Annotated in this window: 9 protein-coding genes, 1 rRNA gene and 1 pseudogene; 2 read left to right on the top strand and 9 right to left on the bottom strand. The window is 65.2% G+C overall.

Going from position 1 to position 14899, the window contains the following annotated elements:
• Positions 1–19 precede the first annotated feature (19 nt).
• From ACF073_RS21145 to ACF073_RS21130, 4 genes are all read right to left on the bottom strand, one after another.
• On the bottom strand, positions 20–1399 hold the full coding sequence (locus tag ACF073_RS21145) for a lanthionine synthetase C family protein (protein ID WP_392072106.1): 1380 nt from the start codon (positions 1397–1399) through the stop codon (positions 20–22).
• 95 nt (positions 1400–1494) lie between these two features.
• Positions 1495–1680 carry a hypothetical protein gene (locus ACF073_RS21140; RefSeq protein WP_392072104.1) on the bottom strand — a complete coding sequence of 62 codons (186 nt, stop codon included), beginning with the start codon at positions 1678–1680 and terminating at the stop codon, positions 1495–1497.
• Between the two features lie 165 nt (positions 1681–1845).
• On the bottom strand, positions 1846–3219 hold the full coding sequence (locus ACF073_RS21135; RefSeq protein ID WP_392072103.1) for a S28 family serine protease: 1374 nt from the start codon (positions 3217–3219) through the stop codon (positions 1846–1848).
• 926 nt (positions 3220–4145) lie between these two features.
• On the bottom strand, positions 4146–6176 hold the full coding sequence (locus tag ACF073_RS21130) for an ATP-binding protein (RefSeq protein ID WP_392072101.1): 2031 nt from the start codon (positions 6174–6176) through the stop codon (positions 4146–4148).
• A 786-nt stretch (positions 6177–6962) separates the two neighbouring features.
• Between ACF073_RS21130 and rrf the strand changes: the two genes are divergently transcribed.
• Positions 6963–7079: ribosomal RNA gene (gene rrf, locus ACF073_RS21125) — 5S ribosomal RNA — on the top strand.
• Positions 7080–7130: 51 nt separating this feature from the next.
• Here rrf and ACF073_RS21120 read toward each other — a convergent pair.
• On the bottom strand, positions 7131–8114 hold the full coding sequence (locus ACF073_RS21120) for a BsuBI/PstI family type II restriction endonuclease (protein WP_392072099.1): 984 nt from the start codon (positions 8112–8114) through the stop codon (positions 7131–7133).
• Positions 8115–8292: 178 nt separating this feature from the next.
• On the bottom strand, positions 8293–9822 hold the full coding sequence (locus ACF073_RS21115) for an Eco57I restriction-modification methylase domain-containing protein (RefSeq protein ID WP_392072097.1): 1530 nt from the start codon (positions 9820–9822) through the stop codon (positions 8293–8295).
• Positions 9823–10192: 370 nt separating this feature from the next.
• Here ACF073_RS21115 and gltX point away from each other — a divergent pair, with 370 nt between their 5' ends.
• Positions 10193–11566 (top strand): glutamate--tRNA ligase, encoded by a 1374-nt coding sequence (gltX, locus tag ACF073_RS21110; RefSeq protein ID WP_392072468.1) that lies wholly within the window; start codon positions 10193–10195, stop codon positions 11564–11566.
• Positions 11567–11573: 7 nt separating this feature from the next.
• On the opposite strand, the pseudogene ACF073_RS21105 reads toward gltX, so the two are convergent.
• From ACF073_RS21105 to ACF073_RS21095, 3 genes and pseudogenes are all read right to left on the bottom strand, one after another.
• Positions 11574–12562: pseudogene (locus tag ACF073_RS21105) on the bottom strand (glycosyltransferase).
• A complete protein-coding gene (locus ACF073_RS21100; RefSeq protein ID WP_392072095.1) occupies positions 12559–13173 on the bottom strand; it encodes an HD domain-containing protein in 615 nt (204 codons plus the stop codon). The pseudogene ACF073_RS21105 and the gene ACF073_RS21100 overlap by 4 nt, the downstream one beginning before the upstream one ends.
• A 5-nt stretch (positions 13174–13178) precedes the next feature.
• Positions 13179–14894 (bottom strand): carbamoyltransferase, encoded by a 1716-nt coding sequence (locus ACF073_RS21095; protein WP_392072093.1) that lies wholly within the window; start codon positions 14892–14894, stop codon positions 13179–13181.
• Positions 14895–14899: the final 5 nt, after the last annotated feature.

Raw genomic sequence — 14899 nt, 5'->3', positions numbered from 1 at the left:
CCTTGTCCTTCCCCGCTGCTCAGCCATGGAGCATCAGGCCGTTCCACCACGTCTGCCGTCCGCCGCGCGCGGACAGCAGGCTCAGACCCACGCCGGCTGCGCCGGTCAGGAAGCTCGGATCGTCCACGAAGTTCCCCGTGGACTCCTCGTCCCGCACGATCAGCGGCTGCGCCGAATCGCAGTGCGTCAGCAGTCGCTCGGTCAGCCACCGGACGTCGTCCCGGGCCGCCGCGTCGCCGGTCTGTTCCTCGACGAAAGCGGCCACGCAGAGCAGGCCCGCCACGCCGTGGCAGATCGTCGGCGAGGACACCGACTCGGGCACAGCTCGGACACGGGCCATAGCCGCGCGGTGGGCGGTGATCGCGGTGGACCGCAGATCGGCGTCAGCAAGCGCCGCACCCGCCTGTAGCAACGCGACCACCACGCCGGGAGTGCCGTAGCACCAGGCGGTACGGGTCGGCACTGACTCGACCGGGTTCGGCGTGCCGGCCTCAGTCAGCGGCACCCCGGCGGGCCAGTCGGGCCCGAGCCGGTCCGGCGTCGACCATTCCAGCAGCCGGTCCGCGAGCCGACGCAGGGCGGAGCGGACACCGGGGCCGTCGTACCCGGCGCGGTAGGCGGCGGAGAGGGCCGACAGCACGCCGGGGATGCCGTGCGACAGCCCGGTGTTGTAGTAGCCAAAGGGATACTGTTCACGGTACTCCGGGAGCGGGAACAGCTCCGGCGGGATCCGGCAGGCCAGATCTTCCCCGTCCGAGGGGCCGACCACCTTCAGGAGATAACTCACCAGGATGTCGACGGCGTCCCGATGCCCGGAGAGGGCCTCCGGGGCGGAGAGCAGCGCCACCAGCACGCCGGCCGCCCCGTAGACCACATCGTAGTCGGTCGCCGCGTAGCCGCTCTCGCGGACCGGCCATGGGTGGTCACGTACTTGTTCGGCCACTTGCTGCCAGAGTCGGCTGGCGCTCGTCGCGTAGCGGTCGTCGGTCTGCTGGAAATCCTCGACGGCCAAGGCCAGTCCTGAACTGCCCAGCAGGACCGAGGTGTTGGTGAGTGGATGGGTGTGGGTGCTGCCGACCGCGCTGTGCAGCTGGGCCTGTGCCCGGGCGAGCCACTCCTCGGACGACACGCCGCCTGTCGCGATGGCGGCGTCGGCCACGCGCTCCGCGGCTTCCGCATGCCTCGCCAGCGCGAGTTGGAGCAGAGCCACCCCTGTGTGTCCCTTGCCGAGCGATGCTCCGCCCCACTCGAAGGGGTTCCTCGCGCGTGTGGCGGCTCGCTCCACGGCGTTCGCCACCAGCTTCTCCTGGGAGAGACGCTCCCCGATCAGGGCGGCCTGGGCGTGGGCGGTGGCGTACGGGTCAGGGCGACTTGGGAAATTGAGATGGTTCGACAACATGGCCACCCGTTCTCTGGTGCGTGTTCCTGGTCCCGGAGGTCAGCACAGGCGTGCCGGCCACCCCGGAGGGGCGGCCGGCACGCCTCACAGGTGCCTCAGCAGCCGATCGGGCACTGCGTCACACAGCTGAGGAGGGTGCAGTGGGCCTTGACCGAGGGGCACTTGGTGGTGCAGCCGAGGCAGGTGGCCGTCGGCCACGGTTCCGCCGCGCTCTCGCCCTGCGAGGTCACCTTGACGTCGAGCACGAAGGGGTCGGCGACGGCCTGTGCAGTTGCAGACATGGTGCGGTTCCTTTCCAAGAAAAAGGGACGTTCGATGCTGCTGCCGGACACCCGGAATCTAAGCCGACGTGCGTATTCGGATCAACGGAAGAACGTGCCTGGAAAGGGAATTGAGAAACTCGCCATATGCCGCTTTCGACAATAGGCCGCAGATGCCGGACCATGTTAGTGCGAAGCAGTGCGACCGGCCCAACGATCCAGCATCGCCTTGGCCCTGGACGATGCGGGCGCGGGCAGCGCGGCAAGGGATGCCGTACCATGCGTCGCACCTGGGACGGTGAACTCCGCCGAGTCCCGGGTGCAGGTACCCACGGTGAACCGCTCGGCGCCCCAGGGGTCCTCCTGCCCGTAGACGAACATCAGCCGTTCGCCGTGGCGGTCGATCCAGTTCTGGATATCGCGCATCGCGCCACTGTCAAAGGGCCGACCTCGTAGCCCCGGAGGCAGGAAGTTCCGGATCCGGTACACGTCGGGGTAGCGGCGCAGGTCCGTCAGCCAGGAGAACGCCGGTGACGGGCTGCCGAGTTGGGTGGCTGCCTGGTAGTAGTAGCCGACGTGCGCGGAGATCCGCTGGTCGGTGTATCCGTCGAGGCCGTCGAGGCTGAAGTTCAGCCAGCCCCACAGAGTGTCGACGGAGGCGCTCGGTGCCGGCACCAAACCGCACTGCCGGTCCCCCCAGAGCATCCAGAACGAGAAGACCGACTCCATCGTCAGGTATTCCACCGCCCGGTCGGTCGTCCTGAACGTCCGGGAGAAGGTGAGTCCCTGGGAGTGCGCCCAGGCATCGAGCCGCGCCCCCAGTTCGGCGCGGTGCTGGAGCAACTGGCGACTCACCCGCTCCACACCGGCCCGGCAGGTCGGCTTCCCGACCGTGGCCAGGAAGCGGTCATAGGCACTGTCGTCGGCATCGTCCACGTCATTGGGGGCGACGTACGCGACGGTGCCGGCCACGTCCCTCGGGTGGAAACGGCGGTAGTAGACGGACGCCATGCCACCCTTGCTCATCCCGGTGCTGATCCAACTGCCCTGGTACACACGTTTCAGAGCCGACACCACTGCGTGGTAGTCGTTCGCCGACTGCCTGATGGTGAGCGTGCTCCAGTCGCGTGAGCGCGGTGTCGAGGGCCCGAAGAACCGGTGCTCGATCTTGAGTTCGTTACCGTCCAGTAGCCGGGTTGGCTCGCTCAGCGCCTGGCTCTCATCGAGTTCGTACCCTGTTGAGTAGAGGACGGTCGGCGCGGAGAGCGAGCGATGGATGAGGTTCAGCCGCTGCTGGAACGTTCCCTTCCTGTGGTCCCGGTGGTCGACCCACTGCCGGAAGTCCATCAGGTACTGCCGACGGCCGCCGTCCAGAGGCCGTTGCTGCCTCACCGTCAAGCCGGGCACCTTCGCAAGCAAGGGCGCGATGTCTGACGGCACCCTGGCAGTCGCAGCCGCCTCGGCGGCGGGTGCCGGGACGGCGACGGCGAACTGCACCACGGCCAGTAATAAACCGACCACCATGGATATCGGACGGATTCTCGTCCCGATGTGTGTCACAGCTTTCCTTCCCTGAGGTGTGCGCTGACGGGAATGAGGGTCCGACTCTACGAAATGAGCCGCCCCCACCCTGCTTCATTTCCGGGACGTGCGTGGAGGACGGGAGGGAATTGATGGACGCAGGTGGCCGAAATGGACGCTGTCGCCGAAAGGAGATCCGAGCGCGCCGACCCGGTCGCCGTGTGGGCCGACGGGTTGGCTCGTGGCGTGGGGGAAGCGCGCGTGAGGGCTCCGCCGCCGCGTCGCCAGTCACCGCAGTGTGGCGCACTTCACTCACTGCGATATTCGAAGGATCCCCTGGCGCCTCAGGCGATAGCCCCCGTGTGGGCGGCGGTGGGAGCCGCCTGGGAGCCGGATTCCGAAGTTGGCTCCCAAGCGGCTCTCAAAGTGACCCCAGGAACCACTCAGGGGCCCGACCCGCTAAGCGGATCAGGCCCCTGATCTAGTACTACAGCGTCGGGGTGGCGGGATTTGAACCCACGACCTCTTCGTCCCGAATGAGGTTCGGTTGGTGAGACTGCCAGCCTCGATGGCGTTTGCGCAGGTCACAAGTGTCGGATCGGTTGTTTTTGGTTGGCCTCGATGGGGCGTAGGGAGCGGGTTGGCTCCCAGATGGCTCCCAGCGGGGCCAACACTTCACGTCTCAGGTACTGGCCGGACTGCGGCTTCCTTGCACGCTTCGAAGGGAGCGCGGTCAGCTCTCAAGCAGACGTTGGAGTGCTCCAAGGACAGTCGGGCATCCGGAGCTGCGGCTCTGCCGTCGAACCGTCACCTTCCTCGGCCGCGAGGACGTTCTTACGTCCGATCGGTCCATCGGAACCCTTACTGACGCGCCCTACCACCGTGAGCACTCGCCACGGGGCACTGGCCGCTGGCCGCCAGATAGGTGCGGACCGGAACAACGTGCCGGCAAGCAGATTGACCATTTACCCTTCGGGCAGCATAGGCAAGCGAATACGGACCGTCGCGCCGCCCAGCTCGCCGTAAGCGTCAGCTGAGACGTCACCCTCCTCGACCACAGGCCATCGACCGCACATATCGGATACCGCATCCCTTACTACAGTGAGCCCGAGGCCGGTACTCTTTCTCCCCTCGCCGGTCACGCCAGGTCGCCACATATCGGCGAGATCAACGTCGATGATACCTGGGCCCGAGTCCGAAAATTCTAGCACTGCGCGATCTCCGGCAATGCCAGTTCTGACCAGAATATTTCGAACATCAAGGTCGTTAGCCTGCGCCAAAGAAGTAACGGAGTTGATGGATAGGTTCCAGACGATCGAGTTCAGGTCTGAGGTGGAGCCGGCCACAAGGATCGACTCGTCTCGGATTTCTTCGATTAGGGTAATTCCTTGTTTTTCCAGTAGGGGGCGTAGAGCGCTCAGAGAGCGCTTGACCGCCTCATTGAGATCGAGAGCTTCGACTCGAAACCTCTCGCTGTGGATCGCCGATGCTGCGCTGGTGAGTGCCTGACTCTCTGCTGCGCCTACTGCTTCGGCTAGGGGCAGAGTAGCGAATGCCGAGGAAAGGATGCCCCTGGTAGCGAGCCACCTGTACAGAAGGCGTTCCAGTGGGACGACCGGCAATACTGGCTCGTGCCGCCGGATAAGCGGGCTCGGCGCCAGGGGAAGAAGTTCTGCCTGTCCCTCATGCTCTGTAACTGTGCTGTGGTTCCTTGAAGCCTTGTGTGGTGGCTTATACTGAACGCTAGGACCGGACTCGCTACGGCTTGTAGGTGCGGGCTTCCCTAGCCTTTCGCTATCCCGGATCCTCTTCCTTTCCCTGGCTGCCCAGTCTGTGGCGCTCCGGGCAAACTCTCGGAGTTCGATAAATGCAGAGTTCTCCTGGAACCCCATCCGGTCCGTCTTAGGGATGAGGAGTCCGTCCGGGTCTTCTACTGATACTCGTCCGACACTAGTGTTCGTTGATGGCCTCAGCTCAGGGCTGCGGGCGCGGAGTAGGTTGAGATCCAACCAGTCGAATCCCTGATCTCCATAAGGGTGCACGCGTAGCCCTCGGTGGAACAGGTGAACACCACCTACAACTCGAAGCCATGGCCGCAGGTCTGTATACCGTCGTTTTGATCCGCGAAGCTCGAAGGATCGCTTGTTCAACAGGAACATCCACAGCTCGAAGGATGCGGCTGGTGCCTGATAGCGGAGAGGAGATTGCAGGCGCCCGCTGCTCGTCTCTGGTGCAACGTCGATGTGGTCGCCCCGAGTGATTACCTGACCTCGCCAATCATAAAGGACAGCACTCGCGTATCCATCTTCGTCGAGATGGGCCTCCAGCTTGTACTCGCATTCGTCGAAGAAGCTGTGGTTCACTGCGCTGGATACTTGCTCGAATTGTGGAGCGATAAGCGTTGCAGTGAAATTTGTGACCTCGTCGTTGAAGAAGCCAGTGAGGAGTCGCATGGCGCGTGCGAGGCGCTCCATCTGCTCCTTGTCGAAGCCTTGCTTGAGACGATGAACGGTGAGCGACGTGCCAGCAGCCTTCGAGGTTGGTCGGCTCACGATCTCAAGCTCCACCTCCTCGACGGACCGGACCGCTTCGTAGTCAGACCAGTCAATGACCAGGGAGTGCTCCACGCCGGGCTCACTGCGGGGACGCGACACCAGCTCTACGCGGCGCCCAAGACGGAGTGCTGCCAGCCGGCCGAGGCCCTTCTCTCCAATCCGGCGTCGACTGGAGCGACTGTCTGGCGTTCCAGGCTTGGACGACCTCCCGATGAGAAGAAATCCTTCGCGGATCTCTTCGGCCGTCATGCCGTCACCGTCGTCCTCAACCACGAGGGTGCCGCCAGGTTGCGTGGCGTTGTGAAGCTGGACGACGCTCCTCGTCGCGTCCGCGTCATATGCGTTACGGACCAGCTCGATCACGCCGAGGTCGGGATGCGGAATCAGCTCCTCACCCAGACGAATCAGAATTTCCGGTGCAAAGCGCAGGTGAGTACTCAAGCTTCCCCCTTCATGACAGATCCGCCTGGTTCACAAGATCTCTGGAAGCATGCAGCGTAGCTATCTGAAAGCACGTAGCAGGACTCGTGGCCAGATAACTCCCGTACGCGCGGGCACAGTTGGCCGATTTTCGACTGTGGCGCACCCTGTGGTATGGACACGACACGGCCGGAGATGTGCTTGCGCCACCCGGTGCTGACCCGAAAGTCGGGGCGTATGCCCCATGAGCGTCTTTCGAGCGGCTCTTCGTAAGACGCCGCCTTTGTTGCCGGCATCTGCGGCGGTACGGCAAGCAGGTTAGCGAGTGCCGCGACATCCATCCGATGTGTGCCCCAGGCAGACGAAGGAACGTGCGACCTCTACGAAGGTTCCGTCTGCGCGCTGACTTATGGCGGCCCAGCGACGAGTAGGTGATCGCGGTACTGCATTCGCTGATCACCGACGCACTCGCCGGCACTGCTGATGGAACGCTCGCCGGTGACCGGCCCGGTGTGGCGCTGCTCGCGGCAGTCAAGGGATAGCGGATGGCGGTGCCCTGTACCCGGCTCCAATCCCTGGGTGCAGGGCACGCGCAGTCCGGCTCGCGGCTATGCCGCTGAGACTCATGCGTACAGCCCCTGCTGGCATACATGACGCACTTGGCTAGCTGGGACCCAGCCTGGCTACGGGCCAGGGCTTGCGCGCGGCTAGCCAAGCTCAATCTGGCCCACGCTCGCCGTCAGCACTCTCGATCACCTGTATGATCGTGGCGTGAAGTCACCCGCTGAGAGCGGGTGCCAGCAAATTTTCGGTGACCACAGCGGTGGGGAAACGCCCGGCAACATTCCGAACCCGGAAGCTAAGCCTGCCAGCGCCGATGGTACTGCGAGGGGGACCTCGTGGGAGAGTAGGTCGTCGCCGATCTATCGTTGAGGGCCGTCCCGCCTACATGTGGGACGGCCCTCGTCATTCAGCCTAGTCGTCGTAGGGGCCCAGGAAGCGCTCCCCGTTGAAATGCACCATATGTGTGCTATCTTCTGCGACCCAGACCTCTGTCTCCCAAGCGATATCGGCAGCGAACTGCCGAAACTTCTTCTTGGTCTGGAATGCCGTGACGAACACGAGCCCCGGCCGGGCGCCAGCGAAGAGGTCCTTGAGCTGTGCAACTCGGAGGCTGTTGACCGGTCCGGTCGAGGTGACGGCCTCGACCAGCACCAGCCAATCCCTCTCCGTGTAGTGGATCACCACGTCTGGCATCTTGCCGTGGGGGTCTACGGCCACACCTAGCTCGGCGAGGTACTCCGGTCTCTCGACGATCCACTTCGACCCAGTGTCTCCCAGGTACACGACTTCGCCCCCCGGAGTAAATTGGGGTGCGAAGGATTCAACGACAGCTCGGATCAGTTCGCTATGATCACCAGGACTCAGAGACCTCATGCTGCCGTCAGGAAGCACGACCGGGACACGATGAGCCTCTCGTTCGGCAGCCCATTTTTCGCGCAGCTTGCCCCATTCTTTATGGAACTCTTCTAGGGCGTCATTCCATGAGGGCGTGCCAAAGGTGGCAAGCGCCTTTATGGCTAGAGGGCTAGGGTGGTAGCGGTTATTCTTATCGTTGGTTGCCCTATCTGGGGCATCGGAATTCTTGAAAAGTATGCCTGCAGAGACCAGTTGATGCACAGATTCTTTGCGGACCGACTCTCGACTGTTCGGCGCATACCTGGTCGGGTCTTTCGTGCCCTTTGGGATGTCAGGATAGTGCTCGGCCATCCAGTCCATGCATTCAGTGATTCCGAGAGTATTGATCTTGACCTCCGCCCAATCCTGTGTGGGGCTGAGGTCGAACATCGCGAGCAACACAAGGGCAGTCCGGGTGTTCTGCTGTTTTAGCGGCATTCCAAGAGCCGCCAAAATTTCCTTCGCTTCCCCCAGCTTTTTTTCCTGGTCTTCTCTCGTCACTTGCTCGCCCTCCCCAGGCAATCGAGTGCATAAGCCGGGGTTACCCTACAGGGCGCTTCGGGCGGGGCTGCCCACAGGACCCGCCAGTCTGCATGTATCGACCGATATAGTTCGGCCAACTCGCCGCGAATCAGCCAGTGGCCACCAGGGGTCGCCAGCTCGATGCGGCGCTTGATCATTACTGCAGGTGGTGCTCAACCATGTCGTCGATCCTCTCTTGGTGTGGCAAGGCCCCGTGCGGCCAGTCGCGACCGATGGCCTCTAGCTGGCTCTTGCTTGGATAGCGAAGGTTTCTGAGATCGGTTGCGTTCACCTGAGTGTGGCCGTTGAACCGCCTGATGAAGCGATCCAGGAGGGTGGAATTCAACCAAAGGCATAGACCGCGTGCGAAATCGCGAGAAAGTCCTTCGCCGTTACTATGGAATACATTTACGTGATTTTCGAACCCGATCCGCTCACATCGTGTGTTTTCTGGATCGAACGCTGCGGCGACAACGCGACGCTTTTCCTCCTTGGAAGATAGGCGCTTCACGACGACGTAGTGGCCGGGCGGAAAGGTCAACTTTCTGGTGTCATCGTTGAGCACGATGGCATTATTTTTTTTCGCCTCGGGAACGGGCCAAGCGATTTCACCGTCACGCATGTGGAGGGGGTAGATGAGAGGTACTGCTCCATCAACTGGATTGGGTCGCAGATGCTCCTTGCTGCGGAAATCTACTACGCGTCCTGTCGATACTTGGCAGCTAATTTCTGGCAGTGTAGCTTGAAGGCTCGCATGGGCTGCGGCGAGTTGGACGTCTTCCTCGTCAGCACTGATGTGGATGAAATGCTCCGGATCTGACGGGTGCACCATGTCCTCGTACAGGACTGTGCGGCTGCGGACCTCACTTGAGTAGCTGCGACTGCTCGAAATCGTGACCGGTCCTCGGTCGGGAGAGTCAGTGCGAGTGGCTGAAAAAATAACATTCTCTTGAAGTACGTCCGTGTCGGCGAATACCTTATTTCGAGCCTCGAATACATGTACATGGTCGATGTGCATGCGATCAAGGAAGTATCGACGGAATGGCCGGAAGTAAGGGCCGTTGGCAAAGCTACGGGGCGTGATCGCCATCAGCTGCCCACCCGGTGCAAGCAGGTGAGTCCCGAGAGCCATGAACGCCGAGTACAGGTTGGACGTCTCTGTGCAGGCGGCTGTCACGGCCTTGCGCTCGCGGGAGTTGGCGGCGAGCTTCTTGTACGGGGGGTTCATGATTACCAGGTCGAATGGGCCTCGGCGCTCACCGAAGATCCCTTCCGCTTCCGTCGCCCAGGTAATGAAGTCACCTCGCACTAGGTTCACCTCAATGTGGCTGTCGACCGCGTGTGCTGCATTGACGCAGTCTTCCAGCGTGGCTACCAGGCTGTCGTGCAACTGGGGGTCGACTTCGCAGACGGTGACGTTGATCCGCGCGCCGGGCAGATCGCGAAGGATTCGTGTCACAAGGGACGCTGTGAGCGAGCCAACGCCAGCACCAGGATCCAGGATGCGGATGGTATCCGCAGCTTCTAGCCGGGCCAGTGAGGCAATGAATTCCGCAGCGGGCGCTGGTGTGAAGTACTGGCCCAGCTTCGCGCGCTGCTTGGCATCGAGCGCGGAAGACAGCTCCTGCCTGCGAGCTTCGGTGCGGAGTACGAGATCCGTTGCGACCTCTGGTGCTTCTGTTGCCATGCGGCACAGCCTAGCCATCGGAAACCGGCACCGATGGCCCTGTGGATAACCGCATCAAGGTGATACCCCAGTCCTGCGGCTAAGACGTGTTACGTGCGGTCACGGTCTTCTCACCATCGGATGACTTCATGATCTCGCCGGTGTGGTGTCCGCAAGGTCTCGTTAGTCGCGGCACGAGGTGGCACCGGGAGCGCTGAACAGATCCGAGCTGGCCACTGCCGTCAGGGACGAGACAGAGGTAGCTAGGACGGCCAAAAGACGTCCGTGCCGACGTACGTTGGATGGTCCTAGGAAGAGGTCCCGCGTCGGTACCCTGGTGCGCATGTCTACTGCCCCGGTTCGCGTTCGTTTCGCCCCGTCCCCGACCGGCATGTTCCATGTCGGTGGTGCACGGTCCGCTCTCTACAACTGGGCGGTGGCGCGACAGTCCGGCGGCAGGTTCGTGCTGCGGATCGAGGACACCGACGCGGCCCGGAACAAGCCGGAGTGGACCGAGGGCATCATCAGCGCGCTCGCGGCGATCGGTATCCATGGCGAGGATGCGGCTTTCGAGGGGCCGTACTTTCAGTCGCACAACGCCGAGCGGCACCGGGAAGCGGCTCAGCAGCTCTTCGCGGCCGGCCGGGCGTACTACTGCTACTGCACCCGGGAGCAGCTGAAGGAGCGCACGGGGTCGGAGCACCTCGGGTACGACGGGTTCTGCCGGGACCGGGGGCTGGCCTTCGAGGAGGGGCGGGCGCTGCGGTTCCGGACACCGGACGAGGGGGAGACCGTCGTGGTCGACCTGGTCCGCGGGGAGCCGGCGTTCCCGAACAGTGCGATCGAGGACTTCGTGATCGCCCGCGGCGACGGATCCCCGGTTTTTCTCATCGCTAACGTCGTGGATGACCTGGACGAGGGAATCACGCAGGTCATCCGGGGCGAGGAGCACCTGTCGAACACGCCGAAGCAGCAGCTCCTGTGGGAGGCGCTCGGTGTCAAGCCGCCCGTGTGGGCGCACCTGCCGGTGATCGTGAACGAGAAGAGGCAGAAGCTGTCCAAGCGCCGCGACAAGGTGGCACTGGAGGACTACCTCGCCGAGGGCTTCCTGCCCGAGGCGATGGTGAACTACCTCATGCTCCTCGGCTGGGGCCCGGGCGACGACCGGGAGATCAGGCCGTACGAGGAGCTGGAGCAGCTCTTCCGGATCGAGGACGTCAACACCGCACCGGCCTTCTTCGACGTGAAGAAACTGACGGCGTTCAACGGCGAGTACATCCGCGCCCTGTCGCCGGAGCAGTTCGCCGCCGCCTGCGCGCCGTGGCTCGTCGCCCCGTACGCGCCGTGGCGGCCGGAGGCGTTCGACAAGGACGTCTTCGAGGCGGCGGCTTCCCTGGCCCAGACCCGGCTGGCGCTGCTTTCCGAGATCACCAGCTATGTGGACTTCCTGTTCCTCGACGAGCCGGTCGAGGACGAGGCGTCGTGGAACAAGGCGATGAAGGCAGGCGCCGACGCCATCCTGTCGGACGCCCGCGCCGAGCTGGCCGACGTCGCGGACTGGAAGGCGGACGACCTGAAGGCCGTCCTGCTCGCCGTCGGCGAGAAGCACGGGCTGAAGCTGGGCAAGGCCCAGGCGCCCATCCGGGTCGCGGTCACCGGCCGGACGATCGGACTCCCGCTGTTCGAGTCCATGGAGCTGCTCGGCCGGGACCGCGTGCTGGCCCGTCTGGACGCGGCCAGCAAGAAGCTGGCCGCGCAGGCTTAGCCGCTGCTCAGGCGACCTGCACCAAGAGGTCGCCCCAGGCGTCGCCGAAATAGGTCAGGTCGAACCGTGCCAGGGCCTCGTACCCCGCCTTGGCCTCGGTGTGGCCCTGCCGCCGCGCGCTGCCGGACCTGTGCCGGGAGGTGGCGGAGGTCCGGGGCCGGCTGGCCAGCCAGCGCGGCGAGGTCGCCCAGGCCGGCCACCGGGCGGATGAGGCAGGGCAGGCCGAGGAGTAAAGCCTCGGCGGCGCAACGGCTCCAGCCCTCCCGCATCCGTGGGAGGAAGACACCGACGTCACAGGCGCGCAGCAGACGCAGGTACCGCTCGCGTTCGACGTCGTAGTGCGCGCTGTCGAGGCCGATGGTGTTGCTGCCGCTGGTGATCACCCGCAGTCCGGGAACGCTGGCCAGTGCTGCGGAGACCTCCTCGGTCGCTTTCCAGTGCACGGCCTTGCCCGCGTAGACGCCGATCACGTCGGGTCGTAGGCCGAACTCGGCGCGGCACTCGGCCCGGTCGTAACCGCGTGCCTGCTCTACTTCGGCCATGTCGAAGGCGTTGTAGATCACCCGTACGTTGCGGACGCCTCGGGCGCGGAGCTGGTCGGCCCAGTACGGGGCGACGCACACGACGGCTGCGCACTGTGGCAGAACGCGGAACAGCCTCTCCCAGAGCATCGCCTCGATGGGGGCGGAGTTCGTGTTGGAGCGGTTCGTAGTGGTGCAGGAGGAACACCGTGCGGGCGCGCATCTCGGGCGTGAACAGCAGCAGGCTGAGGTCGTCCCACACGAAGGTGCCGGTGGTGCCGTGCAGCGCCCGTATGGAAGGTGCCAGGCGGGCGAGGTGGCGGAGCTTGCGCCAGCGGCGGACCCGGTAGGTCCGCTTGTGGTCCGGGACCGTGCGCCATTCCACGTCGTCGGCCGTCACCTCGTGGAGCATCCGTAGGTAGACCCGGCCGCCGGTCCGGCCGACCGGCTCCATCGAGTAGACGACCCGTTTCACGGACGTACCTCCTGTCTGTGGTGGACGTACTCGGCGTGCAGGCGCGCGTGCATGGTCTCCAGATGGGGGTCGAGGTCGCGGGCGGCGTCGGCGAGGGGGAGGTGGAAATCGCCCAGGGTCTGGAGGAACCGTCGGCGTCGGTCGAGGTTCGGGGACGCGGCGAGGTCGCGCAGGTTGTGCAGGCGGTCGGCGAGCCGGACGAGGAGGTCCTCGGGCGGGAGTGCGGCCTGTTTCGTGCGCCAGCGGGTCTCGTCGCCGACGGACTTGGGGCGCTGTTCGAGGCGGTGGTCGGCAGTCATGGCACGCAGGCGGGCGGTGAACGGGCCGCCGAGGTGATGGACGAGCAGTGCCTCCGACTCAGGGGACACCTCCAAGGCGTCATGGAGGAGGGCGAGGAGGAGGGTCTCGGGGTGCCGGACGCCGATCTCCGTTCGCAAGAGCCTGACGACGGCCAGCGGGTGCTCCAGGTATGGCGTGCCCTGGTCGCGGGTGTGGCCGTCGTAGACCGTGAGAGCGAGGCCGGCGGCCACGCGGGCGCGGGACTGCTCGTCCGGGCTCCACGCGGCGGCACCGAGCACAGTCAGGACGTGGTCGAGATCGATGGGGTCCATCCGCCTCACCTAGTACGAAGGGACGCGGCACGGGGGTCAGGGACGTGGTCGGCGAGCAGCAGGGTGTCCCCGACGGCGAGGGCGTCGAGGCGCAGGTGCACCGCCGCTGCCACGGCTTGCTCAGCGGTCCGCAGGATCGGGGTGCCTTTGCCGTTGAAGGATGTGTTCAGCAGCAGCGGCAGTCCGGTGAGGTCGCGGAACTGCTCAAGGAGATCGCGCAGGCCCCGGTGGGCGGCGGCGACGGACTGGACGCGGGCGGTGCCGTCGTGGTGGGTGACCGCAGCGACTCGGTCGGCTCGGCACCGTCGGACGGTGGCGACACGGTTCATGAAGGGGTCGCCCGCCGACATGAACCATTCCGTGGCGTGCTCGGCGAGGACGGCCGGCGCGAACGGGCGGTACGCGGCTCGCTTCTTGATCGCGTTGAGCCGGTCACGCGTGGCGGCGTGACCGGGGTGCGCGAGGATCGAGCGATGGCCGAGGGCACGCGGCCCGAATTCGAGCTGCCCCTGCACCCAGCCGACGATGCGGTGCTCGGCGAGCAGTGCCGCCACTGTGGGCGCCAGCCCGAGCCCGAGGTGGGGCAAGGCGTGATAGCCAGACGGCACCGTTGTCGTCGGCAGCGCGCCCGGATCGGGGCCCCAGGCCGCGTCGGTCGGCACCGGCACGCGCTCCTGCCCCAGCTGGTAGTGCCAGCCGTAGAGCGCGGCGCCCAATGCTGTGCCGGCGTCGTGCGGGGCCGGTGCCACGAAGAGGGTGTCGAAGCCGCTGTCGGCGGCCAGTTGGCCGTTGAGGTGGGAGTTCAGGGCGCATCCGCCCGAGAACACCAACGCTGAGGCTCGAGTGAGCCGTTGAAGGTGGCGCGCGATGTGGACGACCGATTCGGCGAAGACCTCCTGGACAGCAGCGGCCAGGTCGGCACGCTTGTGCTCCGGCTGTTCCGCGACGTTGTCGGCGGTCCAGGCCCGGCCATTGAGCAGCAGCGGTGTGCTGCTGTCCGCCGACCCCCACGGGTGATCGATGCGGATCTCGCCCTCGTCGCCGAGCCGGACCAGTTCGCGGACGTGTGCTCCGTAGCGCTGAGGATCGCCGAAGGCCGCGAGCGCCATCATGCTGCCCTCGGGCTCGTCGCCGGGCGGGATCACCCGCCGGGCGAGGTTCCGGTAGAAGTGCCCTAGGGAGGAGTGGACGCGCCGGGGCCCGACCGGGCCCGGCACGACGGCCGGCATCCCCTGGTAGAGGCGATCGATGCGATCAGGCCACAGGTCATACCCCGTGATGCGCTCTCGGCCAGGGCCGAAGTCGGAGCCCAGGGAGGAGCCGCCGGCGTCGATGACGAGGCCCGCGGCGTGCTCGTGCCCGGAGAGCAGGTAGCCGGAGAGCACGTGGGCCGTGTGGTGGGAGAGGAGACGGAGGTGTTCGCCGAGCGGCGCGGGCAGGAGGGCGGCGAGTTCCTCCCGCTCCTCGGCCAGCCACCAGCCGGCCGCGGGGTGGGGACGCATGGAGGCCGCCCAGACGGCGTCCACATCCTCCGGTTCGATGCCGGCCGCCTCCAGGCACCACTGGAGCGCGCGGGTCGGGGCCGTGAGGGTGCCCTTGCGGGCGGGGTGGTTGTGCTTGACGCCGCTCCAGCGCTCCTCTTCGGCCGCGTAGATGCGGCCGTCGACGACTAACGCGGCGGCCGTGTCGTGGTGGAAGTTCAGTCCGAGGACTGCGGGCATGGTGG

Source organism: Streptomyces sp. NPDC015171, from assembly GCF_043079545.1.
In the GTDB taxonomy this organism is placed as follows: Bacteria; Actinomycetota; Actinomycetes; order Streptomycetales; family Streptomycetaceae; genus Streptomyces.
The sequence above is the reverse complement of the archived record's forward strand: the minus strand, read 5'-3'. Positions and strand labels throughout refer to the sequence as shown.